The 12,556-nt window shown below is 68.2% G+C and carries 13 protein-coding genes and 1 pseudogene; 11 read left to right on the top strand and 3 right to left on the bottom strand.

Going from position 1 to position 12,556, the window contains the following annotated elements; translation table 11 throughout:
• The first annotated feature begins 54 nt into the window (after positions 1–54).
• A complete protein-coding gene (locus ACMVO5_RS05985) occupies positions 55–1,446 on the top strand; it encodes an arginine deiminase family protein (RefSeq protein WP_416909146.1) in 1,392 nt (463 codons plus the stop codon).
• Between the two features lie 61 nt (positions 1,447–1,507).
• Here the strand turns inward: ACMVO5_RS05985 and infA are convergent, their stop codons facing one another.
• Positions 1,508–1,768: a translation initiation factor IF-1 gene (gene infA / locus ACMVO5_RS05980; RefSeq protein WP_416909145.1), complete on the bottom strand. Its 261-nt coding sequence runs from the start codon at positions 1,766–1,768 to the stop codon at positions 1,508–1,510.
• 174 nt (positions 1,769–1,942) lie between these two features.
• Here infA and ACMVO5_RS05975 point away from each other — a divergent pair, with 174 nt between their 5' ends.
• Together ACMVO5_RS05975 and fghA are read left to right on the top strand one after the other, a co-directional pair.
• Positions 1,943–3,055 carry an S-(hydroxymethyl)glutathione dehydrogenase/class III alcohol dehydrogenase gene (locus ACMVO5_RS05975; protein ID WP_416909144.1) on the top strand — a complete coding sequence of 371 codons (1,113 nt, stop codon included), beginning with the start codon at positions 1,943–1,945 and terminating at the stop codon, positions 3,053–3,055.
• Positions 3,055–3,882 carry an S-formylglutathione hydrolase gene (gene fghA / locus ACMVO5_RS05970; protein WP_416909143.1) on the top strand — a complete coding sequence of 276 codons (828 nt, stop codon included), beginning with the start codon at positions 3,055–3,057 and terminating at the stop codon, positions 3,880–3,882. The genes ACMVO5_RS05975 and fghA overlap by 1 nt, the downstream gene beginning before the upstream one ends.
• Here fghA and ACMVO5_RS05965 read toward each other — a convergent pair.
• Positions 3,879–4,073, bottom strand: coding sequence for a hypothetical protein (locus ACMVO5_RS05965; protein WP_416909142.1), 195 nt, complete (start codon positions 4,071–4,073; stop codon positions 3,879–3,881). The two genes, fghA and ACMVO5_RS05965, sit on opposite strands and share 4 nt — an antisense overlap.
• 3 nt (positions 4,074–4,076) lie before the next feature.
• On the bottom strand, positions 4,077–5,363 hold the full coding sequence (locus ACMVO5_RS05960) for a DUF1254 domain-containing protein (RefSeq protein WP_416909141.1): 1,287 nt from the start codon (positions 5,361–5,363) through the stop codon (positions 4,077–4,079).
• 103 nt (positions 5,364–5,466) lie between these two features.
• On the opposite strand from ACMVO5_RS05960, the pseudogene ACMVO5_RS05955 reads away from it, so the two are divergent.
• From ACMVO5_RS05955 to ACMVO5_RS05920, 8 genes and pseudogenes are all read left to right on the top strand, one after another.
• Positions 5,467–6,630, top strand: a pseudogene (locus ACMVO5_RS05955) (acetyl-CoA C-acetyltransferase).
• Positions 6,630–7,538 (top strand): crotonase/enoyl-CoA hydratase family protein, encoded by a 909-nt coding sequence (locus ACMVO5_RS05950; protein ID WP_416909140.1) that lies wholly within the window; start codon positions 6,630–6,632, stop codon positions 7,536–7,538. The pseudogene ACMVO5_RS05955 and the gene ACMVO5_RS05950 overlap by 1 nt, the downstream one beginning before the upstream one ends.
• A gap of 149 nt (positions 7,539–7,687) precedes the next feature.
• Positions 7,688–8,065 carry a hypothetical protein gene (locus ACMVO5_RS05945; protein ID WP_416909139.1) on the top strand — a complete coding sequence of 126 codons (378 nt, stop codon included), beginning with the start codon at positions 7,688–7,690 and terminating at the stop codon, positions 8,063–8,065.
• Positions 8,062–9,381, top strand: a complete 1,320-nt coding sequence (locus ACMVO5_RS05940) for a DNA-packaging protein (RefSeq protein WP_416909138.1) — start codon at positions 8,062–8,064, stop codon at positions 9,379–9,381. The genes ACMVO5_RS05945 and ACMVO5_RS05940 overlap by 4 nt, the downstream gene beginning before the upstream one ends.
• A gap of 22 nt (positions 9,382–9,403) precedes the next feature.
• A complete protein-coding gene (locus ACMVO5_RS05935) occupies positions 9,404–10,549 on the top strand; it encodes a phage portal protein (RefSeq protein ID WP_416909137.1) in 1,146 nt (381 codons plus the stop codon).
• Positions 10,546–10,869, top strand: a complete 324-nt coding sequence (locus ACMVO5_RS05930; protein ID WP_416909136.1) for a DUF6127 family protein — start codon at positions 10,546–10,548, stop codon at positions 10,867–10,869. Before ACMVO5_RS05935 ends, ACMVO5_RS05930 begins: the two co-directional genes overlap by 4 nt.
• Before the next feature lie 18 nt (positions 10,870–10,887).
• On the top strand, positions 10,888–11,316 hold the full coding sequence (locus ACMVO5_RS05925) for an HK97 family phage prohead protease (RefSeq protein ID WP_416909135.1): 429 nt from the start codon (positions 10,888–10,890) through the stop codon (positions 11,314–11,316).
• Positions 11,306–12,424, top strand: coding sequence for a phage major capsid protein (locus ACMVO5_RS05920; RefSeq protein WP_416909134.1), 1,119 nt, complete (start codon positions 11,306–11,308; stop codon positions 12,422–12,424). Before ACMVO5_RS05925 ends, ACMVO5_RS05920 begins: the two co-directional genes overlap by 11 nt.
• The last annotated feature ends 132 nt before the right edge of the window (positions 12,425–12,556 follow it).

The following is a 12,556-nucleotide window of genomic DNA, read 5'->3' as shown; positions in this document are numbered from 1 at the left end:
CAGGCTTGCGGGCGCTTGGTTTTGCAGCGATGCAGGAGGGGGTATGAACGGGAGATGATGATGGCGCTTTCGCGGCGGGCGGTATTGGGCGGGGCGCTGGCCGGGGCCTCGCTGGCGGCGGTGCCGGCGGCGGCACAGACAGGCGGGCGCTATCTGGCGTCTGACATTGGCGCGCTTAGGCGGGTGCTGGTGCATTCGATCCTGCCGGGAGACGCCGGTTTCGACCGGCTTGACGAGGATGTTATCCCCTGGGCGGATTCCGACATGGTGGCGGCGCGCGCGCAGCAGCAGGGGCTGATCCGGCTGCTGAAGGCCGCTGGGGCCGAGGTGATTGAAGTGGCGGACGCGCTGGAGAGCGCAATTGCGGCGACGCGGCGCTCGGGCGTGTTCGAGACCTGGCTGCGGACGGCCTTTCCGGGGCTGAACGTGCCGGCTGCCGAGGCGCGGGCGGCCACAGTTCTGGGGCGCGATCCTTCTGTCAGGTGGCGGCTGGGCGCGGACGGCGATTATCGGCATTTCGCCGACACGACACAGGCCACGATGTGGACGCGGGACAGCGCCTTCATGGCGCCGACAGGGCTGGTGATGTGTCGCTCCGCGTCAGGGCGGCGGCGGCGCGAGAACATGCTGCTGCGCTTCTGCTATGCGCATTCGCCGCTCTTGAATGACATTCCGATTGTGTTTGACGCGCTTTCGGAAGGCATGGCGATCGAGGGCGGCGATGCGATGTTCGTGGCGCCTGATCTGTTGTTTCTGGGCACGGGAAACCGGACTGATCCGCGCATTGCGCCGGTGCTGGCGCGGCGGCTGGACTGCGATGTGCTGAGTGTGCAGACGTTCAGGCAGGATTTCCTCCGCCCGTCGCGGCCGGGGCTGTCGACGCCGATCGCGGACCTGCGGGCGCTGCTGCTGCATCTCGACACCTATTTCACGCTTGTCGGGCCGGCCCATGCGCTGTGCGTGCCATGGCTGCTGGAGGCGGCGCACAGCGAGGACAATCCGCTGAGCCGGTTCGTGCGGGGCGCGCGCACGCAGGGGATGGTGGAGCCGGACGAGGCCGAGAAGGCGCTGGCGATGATCAGGGACTTTGGCGTGGTGACGCTGTGGACGCGCGGGACGGGGCAGAAGGAGGATCTGGGCGGCGCCAAGCTGGTCGATCATCTGCGCGCGCGCGGCTATCGCTTCACCTTTGTCGGCGGGGCGCGGCCCGCCGGCGATGAGGCAGCCTTCGGGCATTTCATGGACGTGGTCTATCCCGAGCTCCGGCGGCAGGCGGCTAATGTGGTGCAGGTGCAGCCCGGGCGGGTGATCGCTTATGACGGCAATCCGGCAACCAGGGCGGCGCTGGAGGGGGATGGGGTTTCGGTCGACACCTTTGCAGCGCGCGAGCTCTGGGCCTGGCATGGTGGGCCGCATTGCCTGACCCAGCCGCTGCTGCGCGGCTAAGCCTCAGCGGCGGAAGAAGCGCCGCTGATTCATTGGGTTTTTCTGGCTTTTCGCCAATGCCTTAGCGGCGGAAGAAGCGCCGCTGATTCATTGGCATGGGCGCGGTCTTTTCGCGGAAGACGATGCGGCCCTTGTCGAGATCATAGGGGGTCATTTCGACATGGACCCGGTCCCCGACGATCGAGCGGATGCGGTTCTTGCGCATCTTGCCGGCGGTGTAGGCGATGATTTCATGGTCGTTTTCGAGGCGGACGCGGAAGCGGCCATCGGGCAGGATTTCGGTGATCTCGCCTTCGATCTTGATCGTTTCTTCCTTGGGCATGCAGATCAGCGGCCCTGAGGGGTGAAAAGGGTCATTCAATAGGTCCTTTTGAGCATGTTGCAGGCTTGGCCTGCGCTATGGTGCTCGCCAATGCGCTGAACGGGGCGAAAAATCAAGGCTTGGCGCGGCTGCGGCTTTTGTTGCAAGCGGGGGCGTGAACAGGGAGGGATGACAATGAAGACCCGTGCTGCCGTGGCCTTTGCGCCCAATGTGCCGCTGGAGATTGTCGAGGTCGATCTGGAAGGACCGCGCGCCGGCGAGGTTCTGGTCGAGATCGTGGCGACCGGCATCTGCCATACCGACGCCTATACGCTGGAAGGCAAGGACAGCGAGGGGCTGTTCCCCTCGATATTGGGCCATGAGGGCGCGGGTATCGTGCGCGAGGTGGGGCCGGGGGTGACGTCGCTGAAGCCCGGTGACCATGTCATTCCACTCTACACGCCCGAATGCCGGCAGTGCAAAAGCTGCCTCAGCCGCAAGACCAATTTGTGCACCTCGATCCGCGCCACGCAGGGACAGGGGCTGATGCCCGATGGCACCAGCCGGTTCAGCTACAAGGGGCAGACACTTTACCATTACATGGGCTGCTCGACCTTTTCGAACTTCACTGTTTTGCCCGAGATTGCGCTGGCCAAGGTGCGCGCCGACGCGCCGTTCGAGAAGATCTGCTATATCGGCTGCGGCGTGACTACCGGCGTGGGCGCGGCGATCTGGACGGCGGGGATCGAGCCGGGGGCCAATGTGGCGGTGTTCGGGCTGGGCGGCATCGGGCTGAACGTGATCCAGGGCGCGCGGCTGGCGGGCGCGGACCGGATCATCGGGATCGACATCAACCCGGCCAAGCGCGAGATGGCAGCGCGCTTCGGGATGACGCAATTCATCAACCCCAGCGAGATCGGGGTGGACAGGGTGGTGGCGGCCGTCATCGAGGCGACCGATGGCGGGGCGGACTATAGCTTCGACTGCACCGGCAACACCGAGGTGATGCGCCAGGCGCTGGAGTGCTGCCACCGCGGCTGGGGCGAGAGCGTGATCATCGGGGTGGCGGAATCGGGCAAGGAAATTGCCACGCGGCCGTTTCAGCTGGTGACCGGGCGGGTCTGGAAGGGCTCGGCCTTTGGCGGCGCGCGCGGACGGACCGATGTGCCCAAGCTGGTGGACTGGTATATGGAGGGCAAGATCGAGATCGACCCGCTGATCACCCATGTCATGCCTTTGGACGAGATCAACACCGCCTTTGACCTGATGCACCGGGGCGAGAGCATCCGCTCGGTCGTGCTGTTCTGATGATCGAGACGCTGGCTTCTTCGGGCTGCCATGGCGGCCGGCAGAGTTTTCATGCACATCGCTCCGCAGTGACGGGGACGATGATGCGCTTCGGGCTGTTCGTGCCGCCGCAGCCGGGGCCGCGGCCGGTCTTGTGGTGTCTGGCCGGGCTGACTTGCAACGAGGAGACCTTTGCCATGAAGGCGGGCGCGCAGCGGCTGGCGGCGGACCTGGGGCTGGTGCTGGTGATGCCGGACACCTCGCCGCGCGGCGAGGGGGTGGCCGACGATGCCGGCTATGATCTGGGGCAGGGGGCGGGCTTCTGGCTGGATGCGACGGAGGCGCCCTGGGCGGCGCATTACCGGACGGCGAGCTGGCTTTTGGGGGAATTGCCGGGCGTGGTGGCGCAGCTGGCGCCGGTTGATCTGGAGCGCCAGTCGATCATGGGGCATTCGATGGGCGGGCACGGCGCGCTGACGCTGGCGCTGAAGCATCGGCGGCGGTTTCGCAGCGTGTCAGCCTTTGCGCCGATCGTGGCGCCGGGCGCCGTGCCATGGGGGCAGAAGGCGCTGGGCGCTTATCTGGGGGATGATGCCGAGGCCTGGGCGGCGCATGATGCTTGTGCGCTGATTGCCGATGGCAGGCGGGTGGACGAGATTCTGGTCGATCAGGGGATGGCTGACCAGTTTCTGGAGGAGCAGTTGCAGCCCGAGCGGCTGGAGGCGGCGTGTGCGCGCGCCGGGATCACGCTCAGGCTGCGGCGGCGGCCCGGCTATGACCATGGCTATTGGTTCATCCAGAGCTTCATCGACGATCACATCCAGTTTCACGCCGAGCGGCTCGCCTAGCTTTCGAGATCGAGGAAGGCGATGACGTCATTGTCGGTGGCGAGCCAGAGGCCGGGCTGGATTTCGACCGGTTGCTGGCGGGCGATGGCGAGCGCTTCGGCGAGCGGGCCGTAGAACAGGGTGTGGGCGACCGGGTCGGCTTCGTCCAGATGATAGAGGCGGACAGTGGCATTGCTGCTGGTGGTGCGCATGGCTCAGGGGATGGGCTCGGCGCGGGTGACGGGGGGCAGGCGGAAGCTGCCGTCGAGCAGCTCGGCCTGGGGAAGATAGGCGCGGAAGATCAGCACGAAGGGGCCTGAGGGAGCGGGCAGCCAGTTGACGACGCGCTCGCCGGTGGGGCGGTTTGGCTGGATGAAGATTTCGGTGCTGCCGTCACGGTCGGCGCGGAGATGATCGGAGCGGTCGCCGACGGCGAAGCGGTCGAGCGGGTTGGCGACGTAGAGCAGCCGGCCATCGGGGGCCTGTTCATACATGGTCAGCGACCAGAAGCCGCCGATGGGCATGTTGTAGGGGATGCGCAGGCGATAGGCGTTGTCACCGCTCAGCGCCGCGCCTTCGCTGTCGGTGCGGGCGGAGAGATACATGGCTTCGACGCGGGGGAGCGCGCCGAGGCCACCGAGCGCGATCTGGGCGCGGAGCAGGTCATTTTCGCCGGCGTTGCCGATGTCTGTGTCGGGATAGGACCAGCCGTTGACGAGCGTGCCGGCGCTGGCGAGGCTCTGGCGCAGGTCTTGGGCGAGTGGCAGCATCTGGCCGGCCCAGAGCTCGGGATTTTCGAGCGCGGGAAAGGCCTTGGCGCGCGCCGCGAGCGGCGAGGCGGGGCCAGCGCGGGCGATGACTTCATTGACGGCGCGCAGGAAGGTTCCGGCGTCGGGCAGGGGCGGGGTGGGGGCTTCGAAGGGGATGAGTTCGGCCTCGGGGGCTTCCAGCGTGATCTGGCTCAGGGCTTCGGCGGCGGCTTCGACATCATCAGGGCCGCTGACGAGGACGCGGGCGAGCAGCCAGCAATCGCGGCAGGCGAGGCGCAGCGGGATGGCGTCTTCGGGCAGCGGGCCGGTGTAATCTTGGGCGACGAGCGCATAGCGGGCGCCGGCGGCCCCGGTGCGGGTGCCGAGCAGGGCGAGATTGTCGGTGGCCATGTTCATGATCGCCACTGAATGATAGCGGCCGGCGAGACTGGGCAGGGTGAGGATGAGCGGGCCGCTGGCGAGATCGAGAAAGGCGGTGGCGTAGAGCGTGTCATTGTTGGGGGTGGTGACGTCGCGGCTGGTCTCGTCGGCGAGCGCGGTGCGGTAGACCAGGCGGTTGGCGGCTGGCAGCAGGCTGCGGGTGCGGGCCATGGTGTAGAGCGGGAGGGCGAAATGGAAGGCGGGCGCGAGCTCGGCCTGTTCGGGGGTTTGCGTGGCCGGTTGTGCCTCTTGCGCGGCGAGCGGAAGGGCGAGGGGCAGCAGGAGCATCAGGATGATCAGGCGGGCGAGCATGGCGGCGCGGTCCTTTGGTGGGGCGGGTGGCCCTGTCAATTCTCGGCGTTAGTGCAGGCTTGGGGCTTTGACGTAAAGTGGGCTTTTTTGATGGGAGAGGGTGATGGGCGAGGCGTATATCGTGGCGGCAGCGCGGACAGCCGGCGGGCGGCGCGGCGGCAAGCTGCGCGACTGGCATCCGGCTGATCTGGCAGCACAGGTGCTGGATGCGCTGGTGGCGCGGGCGGGCGCCGACCCGGCCCTGATCGAAGATGTGATCATGGGCTGTGTGAGCCAGTTTGGCCAGCAATCGGCCAATGTGGCGCGCAATGCCGTGCTGGCCTCGGGCCTGCCGGAATCCGTGCCGGGGACGAGCGTGGACCGGCAGTGTGGCAGCTCGCAGCAGGCGGTGCATTTTGCCGCCGCCACCGTGATGTCCGGGCAGATGGACGTGGTCATTGCCGCGGGCGTGGAGAGCATGACGCGGGTGCCGATGGGCGCGCCGGGCAAGCTGGCGCATGACGCGGGCATGGGATCGCCCTTTGGCGCGGACGGGATCAGGGCGCGCTACCCCGATGTGGTGTTCAGCCAGTTTGCCGGGGCCGAGATGGTGGCGGCGAAATATGGGCTGGAGAAAGAGACGCTCGACCGGATGGGCTATGAGAGCCAGAAGCGGGCGGCAGCCGCTACGCAGGCAGGAGCGTTCAGGGCCGAGATCGTGCCGGTGCGCGATGCCGATGGCGGGATGCACGAGGTGGACGAGGGGATTCGCTTTGATGCGAGCCTGGAGGCGATTTCGGCGGTGAAGCTGATTTAGGAGGGCGGGCGGCTGACGGCGGCGACGGCCTCGCAGATCTGTGATGGGGCATCGGGCGTGATGATCTGCAACGAACGCGGGCTCAAGGCGCTGGGGGTGACGCCGCTGGCGCGCATCCACCATATGACGGTGGTGGGCGAGGACCCGGTGATCATGCTGGAGGCGCCGATCGGGGCAACGCGGCGGGCGTTGGCGCGCACCGGCATGCGGCTGGATGAGATTGATCTTTATGAGGTGAATGAGGCCTTTGCGTCGATTCCCGGTGCCTGGGCCAAGGCGCTGGAGGCGGACCCGGCGCGGCTGAATGTGAACGGCGGGGCGATGGCCCTGGGGCATCCGCTGGGGGCCTCGGGCACCAAGCTGATGACGACGCTGGTGCACGCCATGCAGGCGCGCGGCAAGCGCTGGGGCCTGCAGACGATGTGCGAGGGCGGCGGGCTGGCGAATGTAACGATATTGGAGCGGATGTGATGGCGGGCTTTACCGAGATTTCGCTTGATGTGGACGGGCCGGTGGCGACGATCACGCTCGACCGGGAGGCGAAGATGAACGCCTTTACGGCGACGATGATGGCCGAGCTGATTGCCGCCTTTGACATGACCGATGCGGACGATGCGGTTCGCGCCGTGATTGTGACCGGGCGGGGGCGGGCGTTTTGCGCCGGAGCCGACCTAAGCGCGGGGGCGGCGACCTTTGATTATGACAACCGGGCCGATGCGCCGCGCGGAGGGGATTTGCCGGTGCGGGCTGATGGCAGCGTGGATTATGGCCATGAGGCGGTGCGTGACGGCGGCGGGCGGGTGACGCTGCGGATCTTCGAGTCGCTGAAGCCCGTGATCGCGGCGGTGAACGGGGCGGCGGTGGGCATTGGCGCGACGATGCAGCTGGCGATGGATGTGCGGCTGGCGAGCGAGGCGGCGCGCTTTGGCTTTGTGTTTGCCAGGCGCGGGATTGTGCCCGAGGCGGGGTCGAGCTGGTTTCTGCCGCGGCTGGTGGGCATCAGCCAAGCGCTTGAATGGTGTTATTCGGGGCGGGTGTTTGGCGCGGACGAGGCGCTGAGGGGCGGGCTGGTGCGCTCGGTGCACAAGGCGGAAGACTTGCTGGCCGAGGCGCGGGGGCTGGCACTGGAGATTGCCGAGAATACGGCGCCGGTATCGGTGGCGCTGACGCGGCAGATGATGTGGCGGATGCTGGGGGCGGCGAGCCCCTGGGACGCGCACCGGCTGGACAGCCGGGCGATCTGGGCGCGGGGGCGGACGGCGGACGCCAAGGAGGGGGTGATGTCGTTTTTGGAGAAGCGCGCGCCGCATTATCCGGACAAGGTGAGCCGCCATATGCCCGACTTCTATCCCTGGTGGGAAGCGGAGACATATAAATAGCCAAATGGGTTCTTTTATCTTGACAAGCGGGGCGCTTTAGGATAGAGATTTGGCACGCTTCAGAAATCCGCCAACGGCAGGAGCGCTCGGGACGACCGGGCGCCTCTTTTCGTTTGGGCTTGATTTTGCGTTCAAATCTGGGGGTTCGCATGGCTTATCGCAACTGGCAGTGGCGGGTGAAGGACCGCCGGCGCTTTATCGACACGCTGGCCGAGACGGGCAATCCGGCGGCGGCGGCGGCGGCGATCGGGCGGACGCTGGCGGAGGCCTATGCGATGCGCGAGCGCTGGCCGCAGCTGGCCAATGAGTGGCAGCAGGCGCTGGGCGTGGCCTGGGAGCAGGTCGAGATGCGGATGCTGGCGACGCTGCTGGAGGGCGAGGCGGGGGACATTGACCCAAAGGTGGCGCTGGAGATGCTGAAGCGGCGGCCCAAGGTGGCTCCGCTGGCCGCCGGCGTGACGCTGGATGCGACGCGGCTGGCGCGGGTGCGCAGCGAGATCAGGGCTCTGGTGGCGCCGCAGGAATGACGCGCGGGGCAGCGGACGAGCGTTCGCTTGCCGAAGCCTGGGCATTGGCCGATGCGGCGGGGCGCGAGCGGATTTTGGCGGCCCATGACGAGACATTGGTGGCGGCGGCGCTGGCCGGGCTTGGGGGGCTGAGGGCCAGCCAGCAGCCGCCGCCGGGCGCGTGGACGATCTGGGCGATCTTGGCCGGGCGCGGCTTTGGCAAGACGCGGACCGGGGCGGAGTGGATTTTGGAGCTGGCGCGCGAGCCGGGGCGGCGATTTGCGCTTGTGGCGCCGAGCCTGGAGACGGCGCGCGCCGTGATGGTGGAGGGAGAATTGGGGATTCTCGCGCGGGCGGCGCCTGAGGCGGGGCTAGTGTTTCGGCCGAGCCTGCACCGGCTGGAATGGGGCAATGGCTCGGCGGCGCGGCTGTTTTCGGGCGCCGAGCCGGACGGCCTGCGCGGGGCGCAATTTGATTATGGCTGGGGGGACGAGTTTGCGCATTGGCCGCGCGCCGAGGCGACGCTGACCAATTTGCGACTGGCGACGCGGCTGGGGGCGATGCCGCGGCTGCTGCTGACGACGACGCCGCTGCCGCTGCCCTGGCTGAAGGCGCTGCTGGCCGAGCCGGGGGTTGTGGTGACGCGCGGGCGGATGCGCGACAATGCGGCCAATCTGCCGGCCTCGTTCGTGGCGGCGCTGGAGGCGCGCTACGGCGGAACCGCGGTGGGGCGGCAGGAGATTGAGGGCGAACTGATCGAGACGCTGGAGGGCGCGCTGTGGAGCCGGGCGTTGCTGGAGCGGCAGCGGCAGCGGCAAGCGCCTTCGCTCGTGCGCGTGGTGGTGGGCGTGGACCCGCCGGCGGGCGGGCAGGCGGCGGTGTGCGGCATCATGGTGGTGGGGCTGGATGGCCATCAGCGGGCCTGGGTTTTGGAGGATGCGAGCGTGGCAGGGGCGCGGCCGGAGGTCTGGGCGCGGGCGGTGGTCTCGGCCGTCGCCCGACATGAGGCTGATCAGGTTATCGCTGAGGTCAATAATGGCGGCGATATGGTGATTTCGCTTCTGCGCTCGGTGGATGCGGGGCTGCCGGTGACGGCGGTGCGTGCGGCGCGCGGGAAGGTGGCGCGGGCCGAGCCTGTGGCGAGCCTTTATGGTTCGGGGCGGGTGTTTCATGTTGGTGGCTTTGCTGCGCTTGAGGACCAGCTTTGCGGGCTGATGCTGAACGGCAGCTATGTGGGACCTGGCGGATCGCCGGACCGGGCGGATGCGCTGGTCTGGGCGGTGACGGCGCTGCTTCTGGGCGAGCGGGCGGGGGTGCCGTCGGTACGGGGCCTTTGATTGGGGATTTGAGGAGATGGGCATGAATTTGGCGTTTTGGCGGACGAAGAGTCGCCCGGCGGAGACGCGCCCGGGCGGCGTGCCATTTTGGGCGACTCCGATTTCGACCGGCGGCGGACGGGCGCCGCGCAGCTATGAGGCGCAGGTCCGCGCGGCCTATCTGGGCAATCCGGTGGCGGCGCGGGCGGTGCGGCTGGTGAGCGAGGGGGCGGGCGGCGCGCCGCTGGTGTCGGAGCCGGGCGGCCATCCGGCGCTGCGGCTGCTGGAGACCTGCGGTTGCGGGGCTTCGGGGCCGCGGCTGATGGAGACGCTGGCGGCGCAGCTGCTGCTGCACGGCAATGCCTATGTCGAGGTGGCGTGCGGGGCGGACGGGCTGCCGGCGGCGCTTTATGCGCTGCGGCCCGAGCGGGTGAGCGTGGAGGTGGACGCGCAAGGCTGGCCGGTGACCTATGTTTACCGCGCTGGTGACAATGTGACCCGCTACGCGGCCGAGACCTTGGGCGAGGAGGCGGGGCTGCTCCACATTCGCAGCTTTCACCCGCTCGATGATCATTATGGCCTGGGGTGCCTGGGCGCGGCGTCGGACGCCGTGGCGGTGCACAATGCGGCGGCGCGCTGGAACCAGGCGCTGCTCGACAATGCGGCGCGGCCTTCGGGCGCGCTGGTGTACCAGCCGGGTGATGGATCGAGCCTGAGCGCGGAGCAGTATGAGCGGCTGAAGGCGGAGATGGAGGCGGGCTTTGCGGGGGCGGCCAATGCCGGGCGACCGATGCTGCTGGAGGGCGGGCTGCAGTGGCAGGCGCTGTCGATGACGCCGGCGGAGATGGATTTTGCCCGGGCGCGGGACACGGCGGCGCGCGAGATTGCCCTGGCATTCGGGGTGCCGCCGCTGCTGCTGGGGCTGCCGGGCGATGCGACCTATGCCAATTACAAGGAGGCCAATGTGGCGCTGTGGCGCCTCACGCTGCTGCCGCTGACGACGCGGCTTCTGGATGCGCTGTCGGCGCATTTGCGGCATTGGTGGCCGGATCTGGCGTTGCGCGTGGACCGGGACGCGGTGCCGGCCCTTTCGGAGGACCGTGAGCGGCTTTGGGCGCAGGTGTCGGCGGCGACCTTTTTGACCGATGCGGAGAAGCGGGCGGCGCTGGGGCTGGAGAGCGGCGCATGAGCGGGCCGGCAGCTGGGGCCGGGATGCTGGCCGGGCTGGTGGCGCAGGCCGAGGCCGAGGGCGCGCGCATGGTGACGCTGCGGGCGCTGGTGGAGGAGGCGAGCGAGCTGGGGGCGCAGCGGGCGCTGGAGATGGTGGGGCTGCGCGATGCCAATGCGGGATCGGACATGGTGCAGCTGCGCCAGCTGATGCAGGGCTGGCGCGATGCCAAGAAATCGGCGGTGAATGCAGTGATTTCCTGGGTGGTGCGGACGCTGGCGGCGGCGCTGCTGCTGTTCATGGGTTTCAAGCTGGGGCTGTTTCCGGCCGCGGGCGGCTGAACTTCAAAGGATCAGAGCATGGGGGATGTGCGACTGGCTGGCTATGCCAGCGTGTTTGGCGTGGCCGATTCCGGCGGCGATGTGGTGATGCGCGGGGCCTTTGCCGATGCGGGCGCGCGGCTGCCGCTGCTCTGGCAGCATGATGCGAAGGAACCGATCGGGTTTGTCGAGAGCCTGGCGGAGGATGCGCGCGGGCTGCGGGTGGTGGCGCGGGTGGTGGACAGCGGCCGCGGCGCGCAGGTGGCGCGGCTGCTGACCGCAGGCGCCATTGACGGGCTGTCGTTCGGCTACCGCGTGAAGGCGGCGCGGCGTGACCGGGCGCGGGGCGTGCGGGCGCTGGATCGGCTTGAACTGATCGAGATTTCGTTGGTGACCTTCCCGATGCAGCCACTTGCTCGGGTGTTGGGGGTTTCGATGGTGGCAGAGGAGACGATGAATGGACTATGAGACCAAGGCGGCACCGCTTGAGGCGGTGTTTGAGCCGGCCACCACGGCCGGCGACGAGGGCATTGCGGATTTGCGGGCCGAGGTGGACCGGCTGGCCGGGCTGATGAGCACGCGTGCGGTGGAGCGGCCGGCGCTGGCTGGTGCCAAATCGGCTCGTGATGGAGATTGGCTGCGCAAGGGCGGCGAGGCTGGCGGCGAGATCAAGGCGGCTTCCGTGGGCAATGGGCCGAAGGGCGGCGTGGCGGTGCCGGAAGAGATTGACCAGGTGATTGCGCGCGTGCTGGATGCGGCCTCGCCGATCCGCGCCATTGCGCAGGTGGTTGATGTTGGCTCGGCCAATTACCGCAAGCTGATCACCACTTCGGGCGTGGTGTCGGGCTGGGTGAGCGAGACGGCGCCGCGGCCCGAGACGGAGACGCCCGACTTTGCCGAGATCGCGCCGCCGATGGGCGAGCTTTATGCCAATCCGGCCGCGAGCCAGGCGATGCTCGATGATGCGATGTTTGATGTCGAGCGCTGGCTGGGCGAGGAGATTGGCCGCGAGTTTGCCCGCGCCGAGGGCATGGCCTTTGTGCTGGGTGACGGGGTGAACAAGCCGCGCGGCTTTCTGGCTTCGCCGGTGAGCGTGGCCGGGGATGCATCGCGCCCCTTCGGCACGCTGCAATATGTGGCGTCGGGCGCGGTTGGCGGCTTTGCCGCGAGCAACCCGCAGGACCGGCTGATCGACCTGGTGCAGGCGCTGGCCGCTCCCTATCGGCAGGGCGCGAGCTGGGTGATGAACAGCGCCACGCTGGCGCGCATCCGCAAGATGAAGGATGGCAGCGGCGCCTTCATCTGGCAGCCGGCGCTGAGCGCCGAGCAGCCGGCGACGCTGCTCGGCTATCCGGTGGTGGAAGCCGAAGCCATGCCCGATGTGGCAGCCGACAGCCTGTCGGTGGCGTTTGGCAACTTCCGTGCGGGCTATCTGATCGCCCAGCGCCCCGAGACGGTGGTGCTGCGCGACCCCTATACCCAGAAGCCGTTCGTGCATTTCTATGCCACGCGGCGCGTGGGCGGGACCGTGATCGACAGCCGGGCGATCAAGCTGATGCAGTTCAGCGCGTCCTGACGAGAAACCTGAGGGGTGAATTGGGCTGACTGGCCCCGCTGCAGCCAGGCTGCGGCGGGGCCTTATTTTGAGAAGGCAGGCGAATGGCGATTATTTCGGCCGAGGTGGAGAGCAATGGCTGGGTGCTGCGGC

Source organism: Polymorphobacter sp., assembly GCF_048007885.1.
Lineage (GTDB): Bacteria > Pseudomonadota > Alphaproteobacteria > Sphingomonadales > Sphingomonadaceae > Sandarakinorhabdus.
Note: the sequence above shows the minus strand (reverse complement) of the source record. Positions and strands in the feature narration are given on the sequence as shown.

What these genes read in the sequence shown, in the direction of transcription:
- ACMVO5_RS05965 (WP_416909142.1), bottom strand. Translation starts at nt 4,073, where the DNA reads ATGCGCACCACCAGCAGCAATGCCACTGTCCGCCTCTATCATCTGGAC.
- ACMVO5_RS05920 (WP_416909134.1), top strand. Translation starts at nt 11,306, where the DNA reads ATGGACTATGAGACCAAGGCGGCACCGCTTGAGGCGGTGTTTGAGCCG.
- ACMVO5_RS05940 (WP_416909138.1), top strand. Translation starts at nt 8,062, where the DNA reads ATGACGCGCGGGGCAGCGGACGAGCGTTCGCTTGCCGAAGCCTGGGCA.
- infA (WP_416909145.1), bottom strand. Translation starts at nt 1,768, where the DNA reads ATGCCCAAGGAAGAAACGATCAAGATCGAAGGCGAGATCACCGAAATC.
- ACMVO5_RS05945 (WP_416909139.1), top strand. Translation starts at nt 7,688, where the DNA reads ATGGCTTATCGCAACTGGCAGTGGCGGGTGAAGGACCGCCGGCGCTTT.
- ACMVO5_RS05985 (WP_416909146.1), top strand. Translation starts at nt 55, where the DNA reads ATGATGATGGCGCTTTCGCGGCGGGCGGTATTGGGCGGGGCGCTGGCC.
- ACMVO5_RS05950 (WP_416909140.1), top strand. Translation starts at nt 6,630, where the DNA reads ATGGCGGGCTTTACCGAGATTTCGCTTGATGTGGACGGGCCGGTGGCG.
- ACMVO5_RS05935 (WP_416909137.1), top strand. Translation starts at nt 9,404, where the DNA reads ATGAATTTGGCGTTTTGGCGGACGAAGAGTCGCCCGGCGGAGACGCGC.
- ACMVO5_RS05960 (WP_416909141.1), bottom strand. Translation starts at nt 5,363, where the DNA reads ATGCTCGCCCGCCTGATCATCCTGATGCTCCTGCTGCCCCTCGCCCTT.
- ACMVO5_RS05975 (WP_416909144.1), top strand. Translation starts at nt 1,943, where the DNA reads ATGAAGACCCGTGCTGCCGTGGCCTTTGCGCCCAATGTGCCGCTGGAG.
- ACMVO5_RS05930 (WP_416909136.1), top strand. Translation starts at nt 10,546, where the DNA reads ATGAGCGGGCCGGCAGCTGGGGCCGGGATGCTGGCCGGGCTGGTGGCG.
- ACMVO5_RS05925 (WP_416909135.1), top strand. Translation starts at nt 10,888, where the DNA reads ATGGGGGATGTGCGACTGGCTGGCTATGCCAGCGTGTTTGGCGTGGCC.
- fghA (WP_416909143.1), top strand. Translation starts at nt 3,055, where the DNA reads ATGATCGAGACGCTGGCTTCTTCGGGCTGCCATGGCGGCCGGCAGAGT.